Below are 20,896 nucleotides of genomic sequence, written 5' to 3'. Positions count from 1 at the left end.
GAAGGCGTGCGGCCGGTGAACTGAAATGGCCACCATCCTGCTACTGCCGGATGAGACAGGGGGAGCAAGGCATATGGTTTCCACACGATACCGCCCGAAAGACCTGAAACTGGCGCGTCGCCATATCGTGAAGGCGGCGCATCGCGTTGCCGATCAGGAAATGGTGATCAGGAAACTATTGCGCAAAGGCAGACCCTCCGGGCCGGCCTATGCGCTGCTCAGCAGGCTCTACGACGATCAACGGCGGAAGCTCGATCGGCTGAAACTGATCGAAGCGATGGTTGAGGTAGAAGCGCAATCCTCTATGGACGTGCCCAGCAATCCTGGCACCTCCGCGCCGCCCTTTGCGATCGTGCACAGCAGCGGGACCTCTCTGCCGGACCGGCAATCCGCCACGCCTTGTAGCGCAGATGTTTGGCGCCCATATTTGGTGTAGTGGCAGCTTGTGAACGGGCGCTGCTTCCCGGGGTAATCAGAGTTCCCCGGCCCCAACCAAAGGAGGGCATCATGTCTTCCACGGTAAACATCCATTCGTGGAAACGCCTGGCTCAGCATATCGGCAGGTTCCGGTATATCGACTTCCTGGTGAAATCGACACCAGCAATCTGTCTGGTCTTTATCGTCTATATCATTCTCAACGATGTGTTCTGGTAGCGCTGCAAAGACTGTTGCCGCGAGCCGAAGACGCTTTGTTGCCTATCAAACTAAGGGCTGAACGCTGACGGAATTGGATAACGCGATGCAACTGCAAGAAATGGGTGAACAAGACTGCCTCGCCTTTCTGGCAAGCCACACCCGTGGCCACCTGGCATGCCTGGGCGAGAAATATCCCTACATCGTTCCCATTCAGTATGCTTTTGAAAAAGACCGGCTTTTCGTATTTTCCATGCCGGGCCTGAAGATTGACCTATTGCGGGCCCATTCACCGGCCTGTGTTCAGGTTGAAGAATTCGGCGAAAATCGAACATGGAAAAGCGTGCTTGTTCAGGGCACCTATGATGAGCTGACCGATACGCCGGCCCGGCATGACGAACGCCTCCACGCCTGGTCTCTCCTGCAGAAGCAACCATTCTGGTGGGAACCCGGATCGCTTGCCTTAAACTCGGAAAGCGAAGACAGCCCTGCTCCCTCCATATTCTTCGGCATTTCGATTGAGGTGGTATCGGGGAGGCAAGTAGTTTAACATGCGGGCGTTCAGACTCGCCGCGCCTTAATCCTTGATTGGCAAGGGTGCGCTGCTGCATGATATATGGAACTCCAGACAGACACCTCCAGCTAAACGCTGTCCGATACCAGCCTTTCCCATAGGGGCGCGGATTGCTTGATGCATCCACCAACGTGGCCAGCTGAACCGCAGCACTGCGTTCAATGCCACGCGACCACTCATAGGGAAAACGATGACAGACGCACCTGAGAATGAAGCGCTTTTCAACATCACCGGACATTATGTGCAGGAATTGAAGGCCGTTCTTCAAAGCGAGAGCATTGTCGAAGGCACCGACTACGAAAACAGCGCCTTTAATGAAAAACGACGGAACGAAGGACTGCACCTGCTGCGATTTCACAAGACCGGCACGGCAGCGCAGGCAACGCAGATCTGGGAAAAACATATGACGGCCCGAGCGCATCGATAGGACGGCACCAAGCCAGTTCTTCGACTGAGGCCGACTTGAAGCGCCGGTTCTCCGATCCTCGCTCCGGAGGCGGCGTTGGCACGTCCAGCTCAACATTTCCATGGAAGGAAAAATCATGACCAATGACACAATGAAAAAGATCCAGCCCGCCAAAGCGGCCGTGGCTGACGCCCCCTACGACGTCATTTACTTCGCGAAGAAACACCGCATTTCCAACGAGGATGCCAAAGCCATCATCGAAAAGCACGGCGCCAATCGCAAGGAGGCGGACAAGGCCGGCCGGCGCATCAGCGCCTAAAGCTTAAATAGCCTGGCAGACTTGAATATGTCGTCATCCCAAAACCGCTGCAACTTTTGGCTGACATGTATTCGCGACTGCCGGCTTTGCAACTGCCGGCGATGCCACGATGCAACATCGACGAACGAATTAACCCTACTGGCTTACCTTAATATCAGCATGCGCTTGAATACATCGGCTCCTATGCCATCGTAGCGTCACGATAACGCTTCTGGTTCCTGAGGCAGCTCGCCGGAACCATAGCCGCCTTTCTGGGGAGAGGCCGGCTTGCCTTCATAGGTCCCGAGCTCAATCAAATGGAGGGTGTGCCATGAATAATGTCTTGGAATTTCGTCCAAAATGCCCGCATGTCGAAAGCCTGTCCGACTGCCGGGAAGCGCTTGAACCTGCTGTGATGAAGATCGTCAGCGACGCCATCGGCAGGGGATACACGGCCGCGGAAGCCGCCATGGTAGTTGCCGATATCGCCGACGATTACATTCTGATGCTGTCGCGGCAACCACGGCACTGACACGCTTTCCGGGCGCGCAGCTGTTTGGCTTTGCGCCCCGGCGATCGCCGGGAGAAAGCCTTCCGTCTTGGATCAGTGGACCGCGCAGCAACTGCAGGGGTAGCAGTGGTACAGGAGACGAGACCTGCCGCGCGATCCGCCGGCAAAACCCCTGATATTGCCGGAAGTTCCCGGCAGAGCGACGGCGCCGCGATCCCGAAAAATCCGTGGAAGGGCCATCGGCACCTGCCCCGACAAGATTCGGCCGGCACACCAATAGACTCCGGCCCGGGTGAAAATCGATAGGCACACGACAACGCCAACAAAAAACCCTGCCGGAGCAGGGCTTTGAGTGGATCGGAGTGTGGCAGGCCGAGCAGCCGGCCCACATCTTAAACAAAATCGATGACTGAAAAGCCCGGCAATAGAATCTCTTTTACCCACATTCGCAGCGCTGCTCCGTTTCGCTCAATCTTTGAATCAATGCCGTAATGCGGCGTGAAACGATCAGATGGACAGCCTTTTGCGACCCCACGACTCAGAGCGGTTCAGCTTTCATGGAAGCTGAACCGCTCTGACCTTTTGCCTCATGCAATTCCCGGGGAAACCGCTTCGCGCTTGGACTAACGCCACCTTGGCTGCCGCGGCGGAGCATTGGCCTGGATTTCATGCAGCGGCGCCCGCGGCCCGAGAAGTTTCTTCAGCTTCTTCTCCTCTGCCGGGCTAATCCCAAACTTGCGGCAATGCTCCGCAACATCGTGCTCTCGCGGGCCGGGAATGCGAACTTGGCGATTGCTCATGCTCTTCATGTCTGTTTCCTCCTGAGAGGAAAACCAGCAGGGCGCAGATTTGTTCGTTAGCGATGCCTAAAATTTAGGAATCTGTTTGCTTCGGTTGGGGCACGTGATTCTGCTGGCGCCCTGGTGCTCGCCGATCAATTGATCTTCAACCAATGCCGTAGAGCCGCCACAGCCCCATCGCTCGCATAAGCAATCATCCCGCCGATCGTCAGGCCGGCGAAGGCAATCAACCCCGATATTCCGTAGCCGATCGTCTTCATCCGTTTCCACTCCTCAAGCGCCGGCCCCGCCGCCTCCTGGTTCTTCTCGACGGTCTCCTTGAGGGTTCTGATTTCCTCGCGGATATGCACATCCGCGCCGCCGCTGATCGCCACCCGGGTATCGAGCTGGGCAATCTGCCTGGCCTGCTCGTCGAGCCGCTTGTGGATCACGGCGCGGCTGTCATGGGCATTGGCCTTTTCGTCGCCGACCTCGTTGCGCAGAAGTGCCACGTTTTCCTCGATGCCGGTCAGCCTGCCTTCGACGCGCCCGAGGGCGCGCAGGATATCGTCATTGGATGTCATCTCTATCGGTGCTCTGTTGTGGGATGGAACGTTTTCAGCCTAGGGATGTTGAATCTTCGGATTCCCGAAGAGGCGTATACATGCCGCAAGACAGCTCAATCGATCTGAAGCGAGGCGCCCATGAGAATGCTATTGATGATCATCATCGGGGTCATGGTCGCGTCGATCCTGAGCATCCCGGTGATCAAGCCGTTCATTCAAGGCAGCGGCAAGAGCGAAACGCCGCCGCCGGTCATCCAGCAGCCGGAGCCGAAGTGACGAGGCCGAAGGCCCCTTCGTTGCCTCCGCCTATGGATTGAATTTCACCTTCTCGGATTGGGGAATGCCGCCCGCGCTACGGTCGATCACGACGCCATAGGGATGAACGCCATCCGGCGTGACGCTCGGCCGCACGATGGAGCCGACCGGCAGCACCGTGGAGCGCGGGATCGAGATGGTGATCATATTGCCGGAGACGCTGCCGATCGACGTGGTCGACAGGCGGGCAAGGCCATCCGGCCCGGCATAGGTGCTGATCTCCTGCTCCGGCCCGAAGATGCTGGCATCCGCCACTTCGATCGTCGTGTAGGTCGCGACTCCATCCGTGCCCGACTGCACGGTCACCACCGTGCTCGGCAGTTCCAGCATGCCGGGCCAGACGCCATCCCTTTCACCGGAAACCCAGGCCGCATAGGTATCGATCGCATCGTCGCAGCAGGCCGAGGTCTTCGCCAGGATATCGGCGCGCAGCCGCCATTTGCCCGAGGCATCCGTGCCGTCCGCCGGCCAGGTGTTGTTGGCCGAGAAGCTCTGGTAGGCGGCCCTGAGGTAGAGATCGTTGGCGGTGATTGTGCCGGTCGCCGGCGATGTCGCCGATCCGGCGAAATTATAGGTAAAGCTGTTCGGCCCGGTGACCGTGATCACCACATTGCCGTTATACTCCGTCTGCGCAGCGCCGGAGATCGACACCGTCTGGCCGGTCGCGAGCCCGTTGATGCCCGACGCGATGGTTGCCGTGACGACGGTGCCGACCGATGTCAGGGTGACCGCGCGGGTGGAAACCGTGCGGCCGAGCGGCGGCAAGGCGACGATTTTGACGCCGGGGTAGCGCGCCCGAAGCCGTGTCACCAGGCTTCTATAGTTGGTGTTGAAGAACTGCGTGTAGGTGGCGGCCGTATCGTTCTGCCCCATCTGGTTGGCGATGACGGTGAACGGCTTCTTGTTGTTGTTGAAGGCGGTGATCTCGTCGAGAATGGCCCAGCGCCGGGTCGCGATCGCAGCCCCGGTGCCGGTGAGCTCTCGCACCGAACCGTTTCCCGGCATGCCGATCATCAGATGCGGAATGCGGCCGATGCCGCCATCCCTATCGAGCCAGCGGCGCAACCAGCCGAGATTGCCGCGCGCATCGGCAGCGGCGGAAAACTGCTGGCGCGCCTCACCGATGCTGTCCACAAGGCCGAGAACGACCGGCCTTCCATCCCAATCACCCTTGGCGACCATGAAGTCAGGCCCGTAATATTGCGGCTGGGTGACGGTCGCGTAATTGATATCGAGTGCCGCCGTGCTGTCGGCGAGGGGCGTGTCCTTGAAGGCGAGCAGCGTGGCGAGATCGCCTGCACCCCAGACGCGCTCGCCGCGATGCTTCTGGATGCGGTAGACCGGCCAGATCTTCTCGCCGACGGCGGTATGATAAAACAGCCAGATTTCGATTTCGCTTTCCGGCGCGACATCGGGAATGGTCAGCTCGTCCGTCCAGGCGCCATTCGTCTGATCGGCGACGGTCACCGTGTTCAGGCCGGCGAAGGTGCATTGATAAAAGACGCCTGCGACCCTGATGAACATCGCATCGGCGACCACTGAATTACCGGGCGTGCCGATCGTGCCGGTGACGACCGTTTCCTGCGGCGAGTTTCCGCCTTCTGTCGAGGCGAAGCCCGAGAGGTGAAAGCGGAAGGTCCTGGTCTTGTACTGCGGCGTGTTGACGACAATCTTGCTGCAGACATAATTCGTGCCGGATGCGGCGGTGACGATGTTTCCAGACGGCATGCGATTGCGGGTCGCGAAGAACATGTAGCGATCGGGGTCGCCGCCCGCCCCGCCTCCACCTCTCAGCATCGGATTCGCAAGGGCAAGCGAAATAGCGTTCATCATCGGCGTGTTCCGTATTTTCTGGTGAGGTCGTCGTAGAATTGGATGGTGCGCACTTGGCGGGCATTGGCGCGGTCGAGCGCCTGCCGCTCGCGGGCGAGGATGGCGATGACGGGCTCGCCTTCGACAACCGGCGCATGCGCTTCCTGCCGGCGGAGATCGTCCGGCAACGGCGGCAGAGCGAGGCCGGCCGCCGCCTGCCCCTTCGTCACCGCCGCCTTGTTCAATCGCTCAGTGGCGGAGCAGCCATTGACGATCAGCAGCAGTGACAGCGCAAGCGCGGTTCTTTTCCGAAAGCTGAAGCTCATAGGATTGGATCTCGGTTTCGAGTGTGTCTCTGGCGGCCTGCTCGGCGGCCGAGGCAGCGGCGAGGCGCTTGCGATGCTCTTCGGTCGCCTGGGCGGCGGCGTTGCGCTGGCGTTCCATCTCGGCCGCCTGGGCCTCGGCTGCGCTCTTCTCGGCAACAAGGACATAGCCGGCGCGCGCCTGCCTTGCCGCCGAGGGATAGCCGATCGAGACGGCATAGAGGTGATAGAGCATCAGGCCACCGGCGAGGCCGGCGCCCATCTTGAGCGTGTCGAGGAGCCCGAACATCAGATGCCCTCGAGGCAGAACTGGCGCTCTTTCTGCCGGCGCCTGATAAGGCCGGGAAAGACGATGCCGGCCGCGCGGTTCCACTTCAACAGCGCCTCGCAGCCCTCAGCCGTCCTGCCCTGATTGATGAGCCTGATTGCGCTCGAGCCGCAGGCCGCCTTGACGCCGACATTATAGGCAAAGGAGGTCAGCGCCACGAAGCGCGCATCCGGCAGGGCCACGCGCACGCAGCTTTCGATGCCGCCGGCATAGGTCTGCAGCTCCAGCGCCAGGAGCGCCTTGCATTGCTCCACCGTCTTGCGGTCCCCCGGCTTCACGCCATTGGTGCTGCCATAGCAGATCGTCCACGGCTTTCCTTGCGTCGCCGGATCGGGATAGGCATTCTGGCGCAGCCCCTCGAATGATCCGACGAGCGCCACGGCCATGGCCGCGGCGGCACTACCCTTCTGCAGGCGGTTTGCCATTCAAGTCTCCTGAGATTTTCTGCTGGACGAAGATGCGGGCGATGATTGCCGCGAGGGTGATAAGCCCGGTGACGATCGACATGCCGAGTTGGATGTAGATGTTCTTCGCTACCCAGGTTGCGGCCACGAAGGTGTAGATCGGCTCAAGGACGATGAAGAGCAGAGCGAGCACCATGAGGCGTACGCTCCAGGCGCGTTTCAGCACCTCGCGCCAGTTATGGACGAGCATGGGAGGCTCCGGATTTTGGATGTGGCGACGCACCCGTGTCGAAGGAGACGGGCGACGTCTTTTGGTTATTCAGTAAGGCGACACGTTCAACGAACGCTATCGAGTAGTCGGATAGATCCGATCACGAAGCCTGAATATCGGCTGCTCGATGTATTTGTAGGACAGGGCTGCGAGCAGCAGCGTTATTGCCGTGAAAACTAAGAACTCACCGGGACCATGCAATTGAGGCTTCACGCCGAAACTTGGCTCCAGCCAATGGGGTGTCACGAAGAAAAAGAACGTGTAGTTCACGACCTGATGATAGACATAGGCACCATAGCTACGCTTGCCTATGAACACTAGAACCGGGGTTTCCATAACCTTCGCTGCGGTCGTCGCCCTGCCGACAGCCAAGAAAAATATCAGCGATGAGGCGATCATATAAACCGGCACGTCGGCAAGTACTTTGCCAACAAAGCTAGTCCGAAACGCGAGTATACCTTCGCTCATCTCCGTCAATGACAGCAGGCAGAGTCCCACGATGCCAACCGTCAGAATTACGGAGAAACAGCGCGACACCGCGGGCGTAATCCGGCCTGTCGAAATGACGATGGCGACCGCTGCACCAGCAGCCAGCGAATCCAGATTTCCGAATGTGACGAGCACATTCGCCTGCCCAAGATCGGCATACCAGGCAAAAGCGCGCCAGCCGATCGCAAGGGCAAATGCTCCCAATAGCGAAAGCCTCCAAGCATTCGGCCGGAGAAAGATGACGATTGGCGCCCAGAAAACATAGAACTGCTCTTCAACAGCAAGCGACCACCACGGGGCGGCTGGTCCATAAGTTCCGATATCGCTTCGTAGCAACACATTTGAAAGATTCTGCACGAAGAAGACGTGATAAATCACATCCTCCCGCACAGCGCTATTCAGCGATATGCAAATGACAAATGCGAGTGCCAGATAATAGATGGGTTGAATGCGGAAGAATCGGCGGCCATAGAAGCCCTTGAGAAGCTGCACCCCCTCAACCTCACGCCTTCGGCCGGCTAAGTCGACAAGTATTCTCGTGATCAAAAAACCGCTGATGACGAAGAAAACTACGAGCCCGCCTCGCCCCCATTCGGCGACGTTGTTAAGATAGGGAAGCGGTGACCAATGAGCCATCAGCACCAGAAGTAGCGATACTGCTCTAAGTCCATCTAAACCGCGTATGCGACCGCGCGCCTGTATGTCTAACTCTCGATGTGCAGGAGCATCCAAGTCCAATCCCTCCGTCTCTCGGCGGAATAACGCAATCCTACCGGGATTGAAAGTGCTCCTAAACGTTAGCCGCGTCAGAGTTTATTGTATGCGGTGCATCACGATGGCCAGTTGACAACGGTCGCTGCCCCTATGGCCGCCTCTGCATCGGTTGCCGCGTCGATCGCCTTTCTTAGTCCCAAGGCGTGTGGCCTCGATCGCCGCCCCGATCGTCTGCCAGGCGACAAAGCTTGCATTGATGACGTTCGCGACCTCTGCGGTCGTTGCTCCCGTGATGCCGATCTCGGCGACGAGCAGCGGATAATCCTCGTCGACAGGTGCGGCCGCTTCCAGATAGGCGCCAGCCTGATCTGCCTTCTCCGCATAGGTCAGAGCTTGGCCGGCGCCGGCCGAGATGTATTCCAGGCGCTCGGTCTCGGCCGCCGCGTCGATCGCCGCTTAAGCGCTGCCTTCAACGCCAGTAGATTGACCTCGCGGCTCGCCCATCCGCTGGTCAGGCTGAGAAGGAGCTAGAGTTAAAAATCACATGGCACGACGGCATCAATGGTCGCGCATGATGCGCTCGATACAGTACGGGACGCGGTACGTCCCAAATTCGACCCCACTTACAATCCGATTTAAGTGCGGTACTTGATAACTTTCGCCGGTGAACCCACCGCGATCGCATAGTCGGGAATATCGGCGGTGACGACGGAATTTGCTCCGATTACGGCACCGGTCCCTATCGTGACGTTCATCAGTATTTTGGCACCCGCACCAATCCAGACATCATCACCAATTTCGACAAAGCCGATTTCGGCCTTCTGAAGCCTGATCGGTACGTCTCGCCTCATGCCGTGGCCGTGATCGATGATCTGGACATCTGAACCGATCAGCACATCATTGCCTATAGATATACGGTTCTTGGCCGTGATGATGTTCCGGCGCCCAATGACGGTGTTGTTTCCAATAAACACCTTCGGCTCAGGCATCGTGAGCTGGAAGAACGAATAGTCTTGTATTGTGACATTGCTGCCGACCTCAAGAACGGCGTGCTTCACCATCCGGAACTCTGCGCTGCGCTTGACAACCAGATTCGAGCCGGCACGGCTGAAGTAGCGAAATCGCTTGTAGGCGCTAACGAGACGCTGAAGAATTCCTCCGCGATTCCGGTACGACGCTTTATCGGCTGCCATGATTTCCTCCAAGTTCGGAGGTCATTAGCTCACGTCGTCAGTTATTGCCAGAGATCGCGTGTGCATATCCCCCGCTGGAAACTTGGAGAGCGATGTTGGTAAACAGGTTGCGTGGGTTAGCCCAGCTTGAGCACCGTTGCCGCCAATTCCCTGAGGAGCAGCGACGAGGTCGCGATTCCATGCAAATTCAATGTCGACGGCTAAATAAATATTGGTACCAAGAGGTACACTAATGGTTGTCTATTGCTAAAATTTTCGCTTCGCGGTTACTTCGCGAGATGCGATCACTTCCGAGTTCAAACAGGATCGAAGGCCTTGATACGGTCAGAGCAGTTGCCGCGCTCTCTGTAGTATTCGCACATTTGCTTGGGCCGTCGATGCCTGGCATCTCGCGATACATTTTCACCGGCCACCCTGCCGTAATTGCCTTTTTCGTGGTTTCCGGCTTCTGCATCCACTACCCGTATCGGTTCCGTGACCTGCAGGTTGCGCCATTCCTCTCCGGCCGCTTGATCCGGATCGTACCACCTGCGGCCGCCGCCTTCATCCTGGCTCAAGCGATGGGCATGAGGGCCTACAATCCGATAGACGGCTACATTCTATGGTCCGTCGTCTGCGAAGCCGTCTACTACTGCCTGTACCCACTGATCTTACCGATATCGCGCCGGATCGGATGGCCGGTTCTTATCGCCGTTTCGGTCATTGCCTCCTATGGCGTAGCAATTGGCTTCGGCTCGGACCAATATGGGAACGCTATGAAATACGGGCCGCAACTCAATTGGGTCGTCGGGTTACCTGCCTGGCTTCTCGGCTGCTATCTCGCTGAAAACCTCGACCGCCTGAAACTTCCAGGCAATGTTTGGGCCTGGCGTGTCGTGACTGCCGTAACTGCTTCCACACTTTATTGGGCGACGATGAACACCGCCGCCGGCTTCTATCTAACGATGGTGCCGTTTTCAGTGCTAGCGGGATGCTGGATCCTGGCAGAGATCAGAACCGCGACAGACCGAGGCCCGATAAGGTCTCTGGAAAAGATCGGCGCCGCTTGCTTTTCGATTTACCTCGTCCACGCCATAGCAGCGGCTGCTGTTGAGCTGATCGTGACGGCGCCGATCATCGTCTGCGCTCTTTCCCTTGCTCTGGTCTATCCCTTTTATCGATGGATCGAGAAGCCATGCCACGCTGCCGCGCGCCATGCCAAGCTGAAGATGGAGCAATTAGGAGTCCGACGCCGCTTGGAAGAAGGCGTCGATTTCGGCGGCTGAAAAGCCCATGGCCGCGGACCCTCCTGCCACTATCGGGCTGTCCTTGACGAAGGATCCTGCTTTTCCCATCCTGCCGGGTCACCAATGACTTCATGACGTCAAGCACACCCTGCGCGGCGAATCATTGAGCCGGTTACGCAGCTCTCCCACACGGAAAATAGAATCCGTCGGTCCACATCCATATAATGCCGGCTGCGCCCGCGACTTGGCGGATCTGCTTATTCGTGTTTGTCCATATATCCGCTGAGCCGATGGCATAGTTGCTGGCGACCTGGACAGCGCCGACGTTGCCACCGTCATTGCCGATGCTTGCAGCGAGTATCCCCTGCGATGGGTCTGAAAAAAGCGCGGAGGCAGTCGTGGCGGTGGAAGTATACTGGAATCTCAATTTTGCCTTAACCCGTGTACCATTCGGCACCGTCAGCGCGAGGAGTGCGGAAGTCGAAGAGATCGGTGCACTGACAGCGTCCTTGACCGGCGTCACGAAGGTATATTCGTCACGGGGGTACAGGATAAACGGTCGAATGTTCGAGCTTGCGTCAGTCAGCACGACGCCGATGCATTTAACGATGGTGTAGCCGGTGAGCAGCGCCGTGTTGACTCCGGCGATCGTCGCAGAGGTCGACAGCACGACATCGAACGTCTGATCGTCATCCTGGCGCAGTGCATAGGTGAAGTAGGTGGCGTTTGCCGCAACTGAGCCCGTGTCGAGGCCACCAGCGCCGGGCCCGGCCGCGAACGTCCCATTTATCCGCTTTGTGATCGACGACGAATTGGAGACGAAGCGTGGTCCCGACCGAGCGGAGCCGGCCGCGAAGTCGACATGGGTGTTCGGGCTGCTGCTGTTGTTCGAAAGGATGAGCCCAACAACGAAATCGCCCACGGCGGAACTGTCGGCTTTGCTTAGGATCCTCGTCATAAGCTTGTTCGAAAAGAAGCCGGACCCGCTGCAGATAATGAAGGCGGAGTACCCATCCGGAACGACCATCGTGGCCGCGCCGTCGATCGTCTCCGCGCCATTCGGATCAATCGTCACATCGCCGCCATCGGCAATGACGGCATAGTGCCAGTTCGCGCCGAGCGTCGCGGCTGCGATCAGGGTTAAGGTCGCGTCAGTCGTGAAGCGATGAACCGCATTGTCGTCGGACGCAAGCGCCGTATAATCGCCTGACTTCGCCGCGTAAACCGAAGCCTTTTCGAACCCGACGTCGACGCCGTTTTGCGTGAACCCCAGCAACCCGCCGCCCTTCAGATAGAGGCCGGTCTGCGGGTTCGAGGCGAAGCCGACACCTGGCGCGGAAACTGTTCCGCTTGCGGCTTTTAGGGGAGCGACCATCGGCGCCGAGCCGTCGCGCGGCAGCGAGTTGGTGATTTCGTTACCGAGGTCGGTCGTCAGCGCATTCCATGGTACCGGGTCGATGACCTGGCCGACAGAGGGTGTCGTACCGGCAGGCTTTGAATAGACGCCGGTTGAGGGGTTCCTGGGCATTGATCGTCTCCAAAGAAAAAGGCCCCGCGCATGCGGGGCCATTGGTGGTGTCTGGCGAAGGCGGGTGCACAAGCAACTGTATTCGCACCGAATGAGCACCGCAGAGATCGACAGCCTGGATCGGCCACTCACGATCGCGGACATGGCAACGCACCCGTTTCTTCAAAGGCGGGCACTTGAATTTGTTCGCTGTTGAGATCGTGCAGCGGGAGAAACGGTGGCTTCGAAAGAGTGCACCCGTTTTCCGCGTTCTTTCTGACCTACGTCGGGCTATCGCCTCTTAAATAAGAGGTCTGCTCCGTAAGCATCCGTTTTGCTGCCTGTGAGGCCGCTATTGCGGCCGTCGAACCGGGCGATAAGATCGAAGCCCATTCGACCAGCTATCGCGGTCAACGACGCCTCTGAAATGGTCTGATGCGGGTAGCGGATATTGACGTCGTCGAACCCTTCAGGAATCGGCCCAGCGCCATTGTCAAAGAGCCTGGATAACTGGACGCTGAATGTCTTCCGATTGGAGAAACAATTCCGCGCCAGATAAGCGTACCGTCCCGTCCTGCCGAGAGCATCACTCCATAGCCGTTCAGGATCAGCCAGATATTGAAGCGTTCCGCTGCTATAGAAGACATCGCATCCATCGGGCAGTTGATCAGAATGCGATATTGATGGGCGCAGCGCCCTCGATGCATCCGACATTGCCTTGGTCTCGACCACGGTGAATGACCACGAAGGGAACCGCCGTTGCAGGACGGCGCACATCTCCCCGGCTGAACCGCCGAAATCAACGAACCGGCCAGAGGGCATGTCGAAGGTCTGGAGCAGTTCTTCGGGCGGCTTTGCCCAGGAATCCTCGTCGCCGACGATTTGCCGCGAGCGCGCCACCCTGAAAGCCGTGAGATCCCGCGACCCGTACTCTGGGCTGGCCGCTGCCGCGTGGGCCCAAGATCTATATCGCCTTTCCCGCGTATGCCACTTATAGGCGGCGACAATTGCCGATTTCGGTAATACCGCTTTGAGGAGCTTCTTGATCATGAGATGCGTCTACAACTTTGCCGTTCAAATTGGAAGAGGCAGCCGGTAGTCGAGGATGAGAGACCGTCGACTACACAGACATGCTTTTCGGCTGCGAGCAGCGCCGCTCGAGGGCTTTCTGGGCGTTCATCGTCTCCGAAGAAAAGGCCCCGCGCATCGCGAGGCCATTAATGTGTGCTGCAAAATCTTAGGAATGTTTAAATTCGTTCCTACCAAAGGCCACTTTGCTGCCGAGCAAGTAGCGCGCGTACGAGCGCGGCCGATTTGCCAAAGTCGGCCGGCGGGCCGTTCTGTCCGCGGCGATCGTCCTTCGCACCCCGCGGGTCAATATCCGGCCTCGGCGTGGGAATGGGCACGTTGGCCGGCAGCGAAGGGACGGCATGCGCGGCCGCCTTGGGCTGTGCCGCGATCGCCGCTTCAATCATGCTGTCCGGATAAAGATCGCCCGACGTTCCCTGCTCCTGAGTAATGAGGGCGCGAAGGAATTTCTTTGCCATTAATGGGTCAGTCAGGCGAATATCGTCGTCAGGGTCGATTCCCATCGATCGCGCGATATTTGCGGCCGCTCCGAAAGCGCCGGGTGTCCAGCCGCCGTCTCCAGCGATGATCTGATTCGGCGTCAGCATGCCTTTTCGATACTTCCTCATGACCTGCCAGAAATTGTGCTCCATGCCAGCTTCCGGCGTCGCATAGACGACTTGTCGATCGCCCTGGTCGGTGTTCTCGGAAGGGCCGATGATCCCTGGCCTTTGCTGGCCGACGTATTTGAGATTGGTGGGATTGTTGTTGCGCATGCCGGCCGGCAACTCGGCGCGACGAGTGGGATCGGACAAAATGGTTTTAAGCGCTGCCCCATCGTTTGCGGATGTGGCCGCGCCACCGCCCGCGGCCGGCGCCGCAGACTGTCCCCGACGATCGTCCGTCGTCACCTGTGGATCGCGATATCCCGGTCTCGGTGCCGGAATGGGGCCGTTATCAGGCAGCGGAGCGAACGTATCGTCGCTAGGCTGTTCGGGCGTCATCGGCTGGTCGCGACGATAATCCGTCGTCACCACCGGGTCGCGATAGGGTCTGGGCGTCGGAATGGGTATGTTGGCCGGCGGAGCGAAAGGATCGGCGTCAGGGATGGCGATGAACGACGGATCGGCGCCCGCGGTCATGAACTGCGGCAGAAAGGCCTCTGCTCGCGCGCGCCGCTTGGCAGCCTCGCCCCCCGGCTGATCGTAGCCGTCAAATCGCCAGGCATTGTTCATGAGACGCTGCGCCTCCTCGACCGATCTTGCGCTGTTCAGCCTGGCGATCAGCCGGGGATCTTCCTGCAGGAAGAACTCGGCCTGCGTCTGCGGGCTGATCGCACCCGGTTTTTCGCCTTTGGCGGTAGCAAAGTTATAGAGCTTTTGAAGGCGGTTATCGCGCCACGACATGATGCCGCCGGAGGTGCCTTCCTTCCCGCTCTGACTCGGGTCGGACCAGGAACTGTTGGCTCGCTTGGGCGAAAAGCTACTTTCGGACTGGCCCGTCGAAGCAATGGCGGCGAGCGCATAGGGGTTCGAGACCTTGGTCTTCACCGCGCGCATGAAGCCGTCATAGACATTGCCGTCGATGGGCTGGGCGGCCGATGCCGCGGGGGCATGGTACGCCGGTCTCTGCGTCGGAATGGGTCCGTTGTCAGGCAGCGGGCCGAAGGGATCGTCGCCAGGCTGATCGGCCGCCATAGGCTGTTCCCGGCGATAATCCGTCGTGACCATCGGGTCGCGATTGGGCCTCGGCGTCGGAATGGGTCCGTTGTCGGGCAGCGTTGCGAAGAGACCGGCGCCGGGCTGGGCGGCCGGAGCCATAGGCTGGGGGTCGAGATAGGGTCTTTGCGGCGGAACAGGCCCGTTATCAGGCAGCGGAGCGAAGGGAAAGCCGCCTGGCTCGGCAGCCGGCGCCGCGCTACCGTCGCCGCTTGCCTGCTGCTCCTGCCGACGGATCGCCAGTCCACCCATGAGTGCCTGGACAAGACGCGCAGCCCCTTGCCAAGGCGATTGTACGGGGCCCGACTCCATGCCCTCCTGCAGCATGGCGTAGGCCAGCCGCTTGCGCTGGTCGCTGATCTCGCCCTGCGTTTTGCCGGTATCACCACCTGATATGAATGACTTTAATGACATGAGTTCACTGCCCTTTCGTAATCGACAAGGTCGAAACCGTCTGTTCGAGCGTTCGGATGAATCTTGCGCATATCGTCGGACATCCGGTCGATCTGGGTCGGGCCGCAGTCCTTTATCGGAAAGCATAGACCGGTAGGCCGTTATCCAGCGTGCCGATGCGCCTGATGCCTTGCTTCAGCCGCCGGTCCGGCGCACTGGTCCGCCGCCGAAGAGCAACGACAGGAAGCCGGGAGCGGTCACCGCGGGGTGGAAAGCGCGGCCGCCGGAGCGGCGGTCCCTGCGGCGCCACCCGGTTGCTGCTCCTGCCGCTGCTGGCGGATCGCCAAGCCGCCGAGCCCGCCTTCGGCAAGCCGCGCGACCCCTTCCCAGGGGGACTGGATCGGGCTCGTATCAGTGCCCTGCTGCAGAATGGCGTAGGCCAGCCGCTTGCGCTGGTCGCTGAGGTCACCCTGTGTCTTGCCGGTATCGCCGCCGAAGATGGTTGGGATCATACGACTGCCCTCTCGTAATCGACGCGGTCGAAGCCGTCGGCGTGTTCGAACACGGCGTCCGGATGGGTCGCGCGCACATCGTCGGACATCAGGCCGATCTGGGTCGGGCCGCCGTCCTTGTAGCGGAAGGCGTAGACCGGCAGGCCATTGTCGAGCGTGCCGACGCGTTTGATGTCTTCCTTCAGCCGCCGGTCGGATTTCGCCCAGCCGCCGAGCAGCGAGCCGCCAAGACCAAACAGGCCGCCCATGGCGGCGTTCGACTGGGCGAGCTGCTGATTGTAGAGACCCATCTTCTGATTGAAATTCTCATTGATGAGGCCAGCCTGATCCACAGTGGGCAGTTGCGTCGTCGGCGTGTTGACATAGCTCGGCTGGTGGACCTGCGAGCCCGACATCAGCGCCGAAATCTCGTTCAACGGCTGGTTTCGCTCGGTCAGGATCGAATTCTCAGCATTCGAATACATATCGCCCAGATACTGGTCGGATGCGGCCTGCTTGCGCGTCGAAAAATCGCGCAGCGCGTTGTCATAGGCGGCCGAACCCATCGAGATGCCCTTGTCGGCAAGGCTCTGGTCGAGGCTCGCCCGATCGCGGTCCCACTGGTTGTTGAAGCCGGACTGCCAGTGATCGTTGACATATTTGTCGACATTGCCGGCGCTGAGATCGACATTGGTGCCGAGCACGCCCGAAATCTTGCCGGTCTGGTCGTTGGCGAGCTTGGCAAGGCCGAGCTGCGTCTGCTGCGTCTGGTCGTAGATCGCCTGGTTTTCGGGCGAATAGGTCTGATAGGCCGAATAGGTCGGCAGCCGATAGGTCTTGCCGTTCTGGTCGGTCATCGTCTGGTAGCCGCTGACCTTGTATTCCAGCGAGCCGTCCGGCGTGTACTGGTTGGTGTGGCTCAGCCCCGCATTGGCGATGGCGGTGTCGACGTTGGTGGCCGTCTGCGCCGCTGCGGTCTGTGTCGGATCAGGCGCCTTTGGGGCCTTCGGCGTGGAGACCATAGGGAAAATCCTCTTTCATGATTGCGTAAAGCAGCGCGTCGCAGTCGCCGAAATAGGCCTGCTGGCGGCCTTCCAGGCGTGCGCCCAGTCTTGCCAGAACCCTCTGAGATTCGGCATTGTCGGCGCGGGTCCTTGCGGTTGCGCGGCGGCAGCCGAGCTGATGCACGACATAGCGAAAGACCGATCGCATCAGCGTCAGCGTCAGCCGGTCGGCGGCAAGCGACACCTCGACGTCATGCTCGGTCCAAACATTGAAGACGAAGCCGGCGATGATCCGGCCGCGGTCGATATGGGCGAGCGTCGTGTAAGGCGGATGGAAGCTCACGCCGATCCTGTTGCCGACCCAGGCCGCAATCTCCTCGCGCGGTTCGGAGACGATCAAATCGGCGCGCCCTTTTCGTAAAGCACGGAGCCGCCAACCACCGCCGCTTCCGAGACGGAGCCGGACGAGCCCGAGATCAGCGCCCGGATCGTCGGCGCCAAGGCTGAACCGGCGCCGCCGGCGGAGGCGAATTTGCGGACGAGCGAAATGCCGGGAAATTTCGAGACGCCCCAGACCGCCGTTCCCCACTTCGCCGCCGTATTGTTCTCGATCGATGACAGAAGCGCTGTCGGAATCTTGGTCTGGTAGTCGACCGAGATGCCGGCATACATCAGCGAGGAAACCCCGATCTGCGCTGTCACCCCGATCAGCTTCGAGAGCTTGGTCGAGAGGCCGTCGCCATAGCGGCTCCAGGCGCCGACCATCAGCGCATCGATCGCCACGCCATTGTCGTTGGCCCCGACCTCGGCCTCATAAACCGTGCCGTCGCCCGCCCCGAAAAACAACCGGTCCTGCCACGTCGTCCAGCAGGAGGCGGGCATGCCGACGAAGCGGCACCAGGCCCCGGTTTCGGTGTTCATCACATATTGATAGGGGCCGAAGGAGGACGGCAGGTTGACGATCGCCATCTGCCGCGCCGGAAAGCTCGAAAGCTGCCACTCCTCAGAGGTCGTGCCGGTCGCCGCAACGGTCTCGCGCCAGGTCGGGCCGATCTTGGCGGTGATCGCCCCGAGGCTGGTGGCGCCCCGGTCGAGCTGCACGGCCTTGGTGATCGGCACGATGCCATCCGTCGTCATGATCGCCAGATCGGCGCCGACCGACAGCAGGCATCGATCGGTGCCGAGCGGCCGGCCGAGCTTGAAGGTGCCGATCAGGCCCCAATTGGAAGCACTCGAAGGATCGGACCCCTGGAAGACGATCACCTCGCCTTCCGAGGAGATCAGCACCAGGCACTGCTGCAGGCCCGTCGAAACCGGGATGGTCCAGACGTTGATCGCAATCAGCGTGCCGCCATATTTCATGTTGCCGCCGACCGGCAGCACCGTCGCCGTGCCGCTGACGGCGTCGGTGGCGAGATACCAGACATTGGTCGAATTCTTCTCGATGAACCACAGGCGCGAGCGATAGGCGGTGACGGCGATCAGCAGCGAGGCGTCCGGAATGCCTGATATCATCGTCGAGGGAACGTAAGGGGTCGCGACCGCGCCCGTCTCAAGCTGCGCATTAGTCACCGTTCCCGAGACGGTGACGACAAGTGTGCCGGCCGCCGGCGTGAAGGTCAGCGACACCCGGTTGGCGACGCCCGTGCCGTTCAGCGTGCCGGTGAAAGCGCCGGAAAGGGTGACGGAGCCGGTGCCGAAGAAGCTCAGAGTATAGGCCGTGTTCCGGACTGCGACGTTCTGGGTGGCGAGCGTTGCCGTGCCGACCAGAAAATTATTCGTCCAGGCAGTGCCGTTGAAGAGCAGCGGCGTGTCGAGGCCGTTGACCAGGCGCAGAAACTCCTGGCCGGCGGGATTGGTATATTGCTGCACCGACCAATGGGCGCTTGCCATGCCGGAGACGACGGGTGCACCGACAGCGCCGCCCGCCGTCACGTCGAAGATCTTGTCGCCGGCGGCGGCAAACAGCCTTTTGCCGACGCCGGAATAGGGAATGACCGTCTGCACGTCGGCGCCAAGGCCGGTGGCGAAGGCGAGGAAGCCGTAGCGGGCGCGCACCCGGTTGGCCTCGGGAAAGAAATTGTCGAGCTGAAACGCTGCATCTTCAGGCATATCGGCCATCTCGACATCGGTTCGCCAGCCGCCGATCGGCGCGATCCAGTCTTTGCCTGGCGAAACGCGGCGGGTGCGCCCGTTTTGAGGGACAGGTCTGCGGGTCATGGGTTCAAAACCGTGATCGTGCCGGACCAATAATTGTCAGGCGCCTGGCCCCTGCCTGGCAGCGAGAGGTCAACGGGCGCTGCCGCCCGATCGGCGCCGATCGCGGCTTCCTTGGATCGCCCGAAACTGGCGATCTCCTCGCCATAGTCGAGGCCCTTGGCCCGCTTCCAGCGCCAGATCAGCGAGAGTTCGAGAAGGTCTTCGGGGAAACGGGCGGTATCGGTGTCGCCAGCCCAATTGGCCGCATAGGTCGCCTCGCCATTCAGCGCCACCCAGAAGCCGGAAATATACTCATAAGCCATCGTCTCGCCGGCAGCGTTCGGATGAATGTCGAGCTTGCCACCGGCCATGCGCCAGATCTGCGGCACCGGGTTCGAATTGATGATGGTGTTGCGCTGCCAGGTCTGCGGCTCCACAGGGCCGTTGAGCTGCCAGAGGCGCGAGGCATTCCAGATCTTCGAATTGGCGGCAAAGCGGTCCCAGTCGGCGGGCGGCTCGGCCGGCTCCGGGTTGGCGCCCGTCGTTGCGAATTGCCGCTGCACCATCAGCGTCGACCAGTCATGCTCGCGCATCAGGTCCCGGCCGGCGCGGGTGGAGAGGATGCGCAGCTGCATGATCTGCGGATCCGCCGAGGACATGACGGCCGTCGGCGGATCGAGGTCGATTTCCGCGCAGACATTCTGAATGATGGTCAGTAGCGACATGCGCGGATCTCCCGTTCAGAGCAGTTGCTGTGGGGCGTGGCAAGGTAGGTGAATTTGCTTGAGGGTTGTGCCGCGTGGCCCCCTCATCCGCCTGCCGGCACCTTCTCCCCGCTGGGGCGAAGGGGTTATGCCGCGAGGTCTCGATTCCCTCTTCTCCCCAGCGGGGGTCCGAAGGACGGGTTGAGACCGGTGGCTCAACCCCGGCAAAGGTGCCCGTAGGGCGGATGAGGGGGCGGCTTGTGTCAGCGCTTCGTCAGGCCGCTTGCCGGCTGCGGCCCTTGCCGCCCTCGCCGTCCTTTTCGAGCGCCTCGAAGCGCGAGGCCATCTCCTTCATCTGCTCCTGCAGCCGCGTCACCTCGTCCTTCAGCCTCTCGTTTTCGGCGGCAAAGGCGGAGGCAGCACTCGAGTTTTCAGCGGTGGCAAGATAGGCGCGGGCAGCCGCGACGAGCTCGTTCGCACCCATGCCGATCTTCTGCTTGACGGTGTCGGAAAGGGCTGCGAGCTGCTCGACGGTATAGATATTGACCGCCTCCAGCTCCTTGATCTGGCTGGGTTTGAGATAGGGCCATTGCGAAAGCGGCGTGCCGGTCAGCTGCTCGCGGGCGGCAGCCCCTTCCTTGAAGCGCTTATAGGCGTCGGAAAAGCGCTGTTTGTCGTTGTCGGTGACCTCGCGATAGACTTCGGTGTGTTTGTCGCCGGAGATGAAGATGCGGACGAATTCCTTGTCGGCAAAGATCGGCCGGCCTTCCCTCTCCGTCAGAAAAGTCTGCTCGACCGGTTCGAGGCTGAAGGAGGCATAAATTCCGGTGCTGTTGTCGGGCATGGTGCGTGTCTCGCTGTTGATGGCGGGGAAATGGGGAATGGGCACGGGAAGCATCTCCTCCTCGTCATCCTCGGCCTTGTGCCGAGGATCTGCTGCGCATCGACGGGTGGCAGATGCTCGGGACAA

The 20,896-nt window shown here is 60.3% G+C and carries 27 protein-coding genes and 1 pseudogene; 9 read left to right on the top strand and 19 right to left on the bottom strand.

Going from position 1 to position 20,896, the window contains the following annotated elements:
• Nucleotides 1-73: 73 nt before the first annotated feature.
• The 6 genes from BA011_RS01900 (at nucleotide 74) to BA011_RS01880 (ending at nucleotide 2,443) form a co-directional block, all read left to right on the top strand.
• Nucleotides 74-436: a hypothetical protein gene (locus BA011_RS01900; protein ID WP_065279237.1), complete on the top strand. Its 363-nt coding sequence runs from the start codon at nucleotides 74-76 to the stop codon at nucleotides 434-436.
• Nucleotides 437-507: 71 nt separating this feature from the next.
• Nucleotides 508-654: a hypothetical protein gene (locus tag BA011_RS44090; RefSeq protein ID WP_186806492.1), complete on the top strand. Its 147-nt coding sequence runs from the start codon at nucleotides 508-510 to the stop codon at nucleotides 652-654.
• A gap of 85 nt (nucleotides 655-739) precedes the next feature.
• Complete coding sequence (locus BA011_RS01895; protein WP_065279236.1) at nucleotides 740-1,183, top strand: pyridoxamine 5'-phosphate oxidase family protein; 444 nt, start codon at nucleotides 740-742, stop codon at nucleotides 1,181-1,183.
• Between the two features lie 214 nt (nucleotides 1,184-1,397).
• Nucleotides 1,398-1,634, top strand: coding sequence for a hypothetical protein (locus tag BA011_RS01890; protein ID WP_017959490.1), 237 nt, complete (start codon nucleotides 1,398-1,400; stop codon nucleotides 1,632-1,634).
• Between the two features lie 115 nt (nucleotides 1,635-1,749).
• A complete protein-coding gene (locus BA011_RS01885; protein WP_027664969.1) occupies nucleotides 1,750-1,932 on the top strand; it encodes a DUF3606 domain-containing protein in 183 nt (60 codons plus the stop codon).
• Between the two features lie 310 nt (nucleotides 1,933-2,242).
• Nucleotides 2,243-2,443: a hypothetical protein gene (locus BA011_RS01880; RefSeq protein WP_017993327.1), complete on the top strand. Its 201-nt coding sequence runs from the start codon at nucleotides 2,243-2,245 to the stop codon at nucleotides 2,441-2,443.
• A 602-nt stretch (nucleotides 2,444-3,045) separates the two neighbouring features.
• Here BA011_RS01880 and BA011_RS01875 read toward each other — a convergent pair.
• Both BA011_RS01875 and BA011_RS01870 read right to left on the bottom strand, forming a co-directional pair.
• Nucleotides 3,046-3,231 carry a hypothetical protein gene (locus BA011_RS01875; RefSeq protein WP_065279235.1) on the bottom strand — a complete coding sequence of 62 codons (186 nt, stop codon included), beginning with the start codon at nucleotides 3,229-3,231 and terminating at the stop codon, nucleotides 3,046-3,048.
• Nucleotides 3,232-3,356: 125 nt separating this feature from the next.
• Complete coding sequence (locus BA011_RS01870; RefSeq protein WP_065279234.1) at nucleotides 3,357-3,785, bottom strand: DUF1515 domain-containing protein; 429 nt, start codon at nucleotides 3,783-3,785, stop codon at nucleotides 3,357-3,359.
• Nucleotides 3,786-3,917: 132 nt separating this feature from the next.
• On the opposite strand from BA011_RS01870, the gene BA011_RS46060 reads away from it, so the two are divergent.
• Nucleotides 3,918-4,043: a hypothetical protein gene (locus tag BA011_RS46060; protein ID WP_257785316.1), complete on the top strand. Its 126-nt coding sequence runs from the start codon at nucleotides 3,918-3,920 to the stop codon at nucleotides 4,041-4,043.
• Between the two features lie 30 nt (nucleotides 4,044-4,073).
• Here BA011_RS46060 and BA011_RS01865 read toward each other — a convergent pair whose 3' ends face one another.
• From BA011_RS01865 to BA011_RS01840, 6 genes are all read right to left on the bottom strand, one after another.
• Nucleotides 4,074-5,915, bottom strand: coding sequence for an SGNH/GDSL hydrolase family protein (locus BA011_RS01865; RefSeq protein WP_065279233.1), 1,842 nt, complete (start codon nucleotides 5,913-5,915; stop codon nucleotides 4,074-4,076).
• Nucleotides 5,912-6,124, bottom strand: coding sequence for a hypothetical protein (locus BA011_RS01860; protein ID WP_065282373.1), 213 nt, complete (start codon nucleotides 6,122-6,124; stop codon nucleotides 5,912-5,914). The genes BA011_RS01865 and BA011_RS01860 overlap by 4 nt, the downstream gene beginning before the upstream one ends.
• A 19-nt stretch (nucleotides 6,125-6,143) precedes the next feature.
• A complete protein-coding gene (locus BA011_RS01855; protein ID WP_065279232.1) occupies nucleotides 6,144-6,506 on the bottom strand; it encodes a hypothetical protein in 363 nt (120 codons plus the stop codon).
• Nucleotides 6,506-6,970, bottom strand: a complete 465-nt coding sequence (locus BA011_RS01850) for a lysozyme (RefSeq protein ID WP_065279231.1) — start codon at nucleotides 6,968-6,970, stop codon at nucleotides 6,506-6,508. Before BA011_RS01850 ends, BA011_RS01855 begins: the two co-directional genes overlap by 1 nt.
• A complete protein-coding gene (locus tag BA011_RS01845) occupies nucleotides 6,945-7,199 on the bottom strand; it encodes a hypothetical protein (RefSeq protein WP_065279230.1) in 255 nt (84 codons plus the stop codon). The genes BA011_RS01850 and BA011_RS01845 overlap by 26 nt, the downstream gene beginning before the upstream one ends.
• A 96-nt stretch (nucleotides 7,200-7,295) precedes the next feature.
• On the bottom strand, nucleotides 7,296-8,441 hold the full coding sequence (locus BA011_RS01840) for an acyltransferase family protein (RefSeq protein ID WP_065282372.1): 1,146 nt from the start codon (nucleotides 8,439-8,441) through the stop codon (nucleotides 7,296-7,298).
• A 111-nt stretch (nucleotides 8,442-8,552) separates the two neighbouring features.
• Here BA011_RS01840 and BA011_RS01835 point away from each other — a divergent pair, with 111 nt between their 5' ends.
• Entirely contained in the window at nucleotides 8,553-8,954 is a 402-nt protein-coding gene (locus tag BA011_RS01835) for a hypothetical protein (protein ID WP_151343375.1), read from the top strand.
• Nucleotides 8,955-9,058: 104 nt separating this feature from the next.
• Here the strand turns inward: BA011_RS01835 and BA011_RS01830 are convergent, their stop codons facing one another.
• Nucleotides 9,059-9,616, bottom strand: coding sequence for an acyltransferase (locus tag BA011_RS01830; protein ID WP_065279228.1), 558 nt, complete (start codon nucleotides 9,614-9,616; stop codon nucleotides 9,059-9,061).
• A 278-nt stretch (nucleotides 9,617-9,894) separates the two neighbouring features.
• Here BA011_RS01830 and BA011_RS01825 point away from each other — a divergent pair, with 278 nt between their 5' ends.
• Nucleotides 9,895-10,881, top strand: a complete 987-nt coding sequence (locus BA011_RS01825; RefSeq protein WP_065279227.1) for an acyltransferase family protein — start codon at nucleotides 9,895-9,897, stop codon at nucleotides 10,879-10,881.
• A gap of 133 nt (nucleotides 10,882-11,014) precedes the next feature.
• On the opposite strand, the gene BA011_RS01820 is transcribed toward BA011_RS01825, so the two are convergent.
• The 10 genes and pseudogenes from BA011_RS01820 to BA011_RS01780 form a co-directional block, all read right to left on the bottom strand.
• Nucleotides 11,015-12,370 carry a hypothetical protein gene (locus tag BA011_RS01820; RefSeq protein ID WP_065279226.1) on the bottom strand — a complete coding sequence of 452 codons (1,356 nt, stop codon included), beginning with the start codon at nucleotides 12,368-12,370 and terminating at the stop codon, nucleotides 11,015-11,017.
• Between the two features lie 270 nt (nucleotides 12,371-12,640).
• Complete coding sequence (locus BA011_RS01815; RefSeq protein ID WP_065279225.1) at nucleotides 12,641-13,399, bottom strand: hypothetical protein; 759 nt, start codon at nucleotides 13,397-13,399, stop codon at nucleotides 12,641-12,643.
• Between the two features lie 209 nt (nucleotides 13,400-13,608).
• Nucleotides 13,609-15,549 carry a phage tail tip lysozyme gene (locus BA011_RS01810; protein WP_065279224.1) on the bottom strand — a complete coding sequence of 647 codons (1,941 nt, stop codon included), beginning with the start codon at nucleotides 15,547-15,549 and terminating at the stop codon, nucleotides 13,609-13,611.
• A pseudogene (locus BA011_RS46290) lies at nucleotides 15,540-15,736 on the bottom strand (tail fiber domain-containing protein); the annotation flags it as partial. The pseudogene BA011_RS46290 and the gene BA011_RS01810, both read right to left, overlap by 10 nt.
• Before the next feature lie 49 nt (nucleotides 15,737-15,785).
• Nucleotides 15,786-16,040, bottom strand: a complete 255-nt coding sequence (locus tag BA011_RS01805; protein WP_237352549.1) for a hypothetical protein — start codon at nucleotides 16,038-16,040, stop codon at nucleotides 15,786-15,788.
• Complete coding sequence (locus BA011_RS01800) at nucleotides 16,037-17,041, bottom strand: tail fiber domain-containing protein (protein ID WP_065279223.1); 1,005 nt, start codon at nucleotides 17,039-17,041, stop codon at nucleotides 16,037-16,039. Before BA011_RS01800 ends, BA011_RS01805 begins: the two co-directional genes overlap by 4 nt.
• On the bottom strand, nucleotides 17,007-17,423 hold the full coding sequence (locus tag BA011_RS01795; RefSeq protein WP_065279222.1) for a GNAT family N-acetyltransferase: 417 nt from the start codon (nucleotides 17,421-17,423) through the stop codon (nucleotides 17,007-17,009). The genes BA011_RS01800 and BA011_RS01795 overlap by 35 nt, the downstream gene beginning before the upstream one ends.
• Complete coding sequence (locus BA011_RS01790) at nucleotides 17,420-19,243, bottom strand: hypothetical protein (protein WP_065279221.1); 1,824 nt, start codon at nucleotides 19,241-19,243, stop codon at nucleotides 17,420-17,422. Before BA011_RS01790 ends, BA011_RS01795 begins: the two co-directional genes overlap by 4 nt.
• The gene (locus tag BA011_RS01785) at nucleotides 19,240-19,947 is read right to left on the bottom strand and encodes a hypothetical protein (protein WP_065279220.1); all 708 of its coding nucleotides are present in this window, start codon (nucleotides 19,945-19,947) and stop codon (nucleotides 19,240-19,242) included. Before BA011_RS01785 ends, BA011_RS01790 begins: the two co-directional genes overlap by 4 nt.
• 253 nt (nucleotides 19,948-20,200) lie before the next feature.
• Nucleotides 20,201-20,770 (bottom strand): hypothetical protein, encoded by a 570-nt coding sequence (locus BA011_RS01780; RefSeq protein ID WP_065282371.1) that lies wholly within the window; start codon nucleotides 20,768-20,770, stop codon nucleotides 20,201-20,203.
• Nucleotides 20,771-20,896 lie beyond the last annotated feature (126 nt).

Origin of the sequence: Rhizobium leguminosarum, assembly GCF_001679785.1 — a bacterium.
Classification (GTDB): Bacteria; Pseudomonadota; Alphaproteobacteria; order Rhizobiales; family Rhizobiaceae; genus Rhizobium; species Rhizobium leguminosarum_R.
This window is presented reverse-complemented; position numbering and strand designations above follow the sequence as displayed.

Excerpts from the sequence above, each read along its gene's own strand:
- BA011_RS01875 (WP_065279235.1), bottom strand. The coding sequence starts at position 3,231 with ATGAAGAGCATGAGCAATCGCCAAGTTCGCATTCCCGGCCCGCGAGAG.
- BA011_RS01810 (WP_065279224.1), bottom strand. The coding sequence starts at position 15,549 with ATGTCATTAAAGTCATTCATATCAGGTGGTGATACCGGCAAAACGCAG.
- BA011_RS01900 (WP_065279237.1), top strand. The coding sequence starts at position 74 with ATGGTTTCCACACGATACCGCCCGAAAGACCTGAAACTGGCGCGTCGC.
- BA011_RS01815 (WP_065279225.1), bottom strand. The coding sequence starts at position 13,399 with ATGATCAAGAAGCTCCTCAAAGCGGTATTACCGAAATCGGCAATTGTC.
- BA011_RS01845 (WP_065279230.1), bottom strand. The coding sequence starts at position 7,199 with ATGCTCGTCCATAACTGGCGCGAGGTGCTGAAACGCGCCTGGAGCGTA.
- BA011_RS01890 (WP_017959490.1), top strand. The coding sequence starts at position 1,398 with ATGACAGACGCACCTGAGAATGAAGCGCTTTTCAACATCACCGGACAT.
- BA011_RS44090 (WP_186806492.1), top strand. The coding sequence starts at position 508 with ATGTCTTCCACGGTAAACATCCATTCGTGGAAACGCCTGGCTCAGCAT.
- BA011_RS01800 (WP_065279223.1), bottom strand. The coding sequence starts at position 17,041 with ATGGTCTCCACGCCGAAGGCCCCAAAGGCGCCTGATCCGACACAGACC.
- BA011_RS01880 (WP_017993327.1), top strand. The coding sequence starts at position 2,243 with ATGAATAATGTCTTGGAATTTCGTCCAAAATGCCCGCATGTCGAAAGC.
- BA011_RS01855 (WP_065279232.1), bottom strand. The coding sequence starts at position 6,506 with ATGTTCGGGCTCCTCGACACGCTCAAGATGGGCGCCGGCCTCGCCGGT.
- BA011_RS01820 (WP_065279226.1), bottom strand. The coding sequence starts at position 12,370 with ATGCCCAGGAACCCCTCAACCGGCGTCTATTCAAAGCCTGCCGGTACG.
- BA011_RS01865 (WP_065279233.1), bottom strand. The coding sequence starts at position 5,915 with ATGATGAACGCTATTTCGCTTGCCCTTGCGAATCCGATGCTGAGAGGT.
- BA011_RS01850 (WP_065279231.1), bottom strand. The coding sequence starts at position 6,970 with ATGGCAAACCGCCTGCAGAAGGGTAGTGCCGCCGCGGCCATGGCCGTG.
- BA011_RS01885 (WP_027664969.1), top strand. The coding sequence starts at position 1,750 with ATGACCAATGACACAATGAAAAAGATCCAGCCCGCCAAAGCGGCCGTG.
- BA011_RS01780 (WP_065282371.1), bottom strand. The coding sequence starts at position 20,770 with ATGCCCGACAACAGCACCGGAATTTATGCCTCCTTCAGCCTCGAACCG.
- BA011_RS01790 (WP_065279221.1), bottom strand. The coding sequence starts at position 19,243 with ATGACCCGCAGACCTGTCCCTCAAAACGGGCGCACCCGCCGCGTTTCG.
- BA011_RS01870 (WP_065279234.1), bottom strand. The coding sequence starts at position 3,785 with ATGACATCCAATGACGATATCCTGCGCGCCCTCGGGCGCGTCGAAGGC.
- BA011_RS01785 (WP_065279220.1), bottom strand. The coding sequence starts at position 19,947 with ATGTCGCTACTGACCATCATTCAGAATGTCTGCGCGGAAATCGACCTC.
- BA011_RS01895 (WP_065279236.1), top strand. The coding sequence starts at position 740 with ATGCAACTGCAAGAAATGGGTGAACAAGACTGCCTCGCCTTTCTGGCA.
- BA011_RS01830 (WP_065279228.1), bottom strand. The coding sequence starts at position 9,616 with ATGGCAGCCGATAAAGCGTCGTACCGGAATCGCGGAGGAATTCTTCAG.
- BA011_RS01805 (WP_237352549.1), bottom strand. The coding sequence starts at position 16,040 with ATGATCCCAACCATCTTCGGCGGCGATACCGGCAAGACACAGGGTGAC.
- BA011_RS01825 (WP_065279227.1), top strand. The coding sequence starts at position 9,895 with ATGCGATCACTTCCGAGTTCAAACAGGATCGAAGGCCTTGATACGGTC.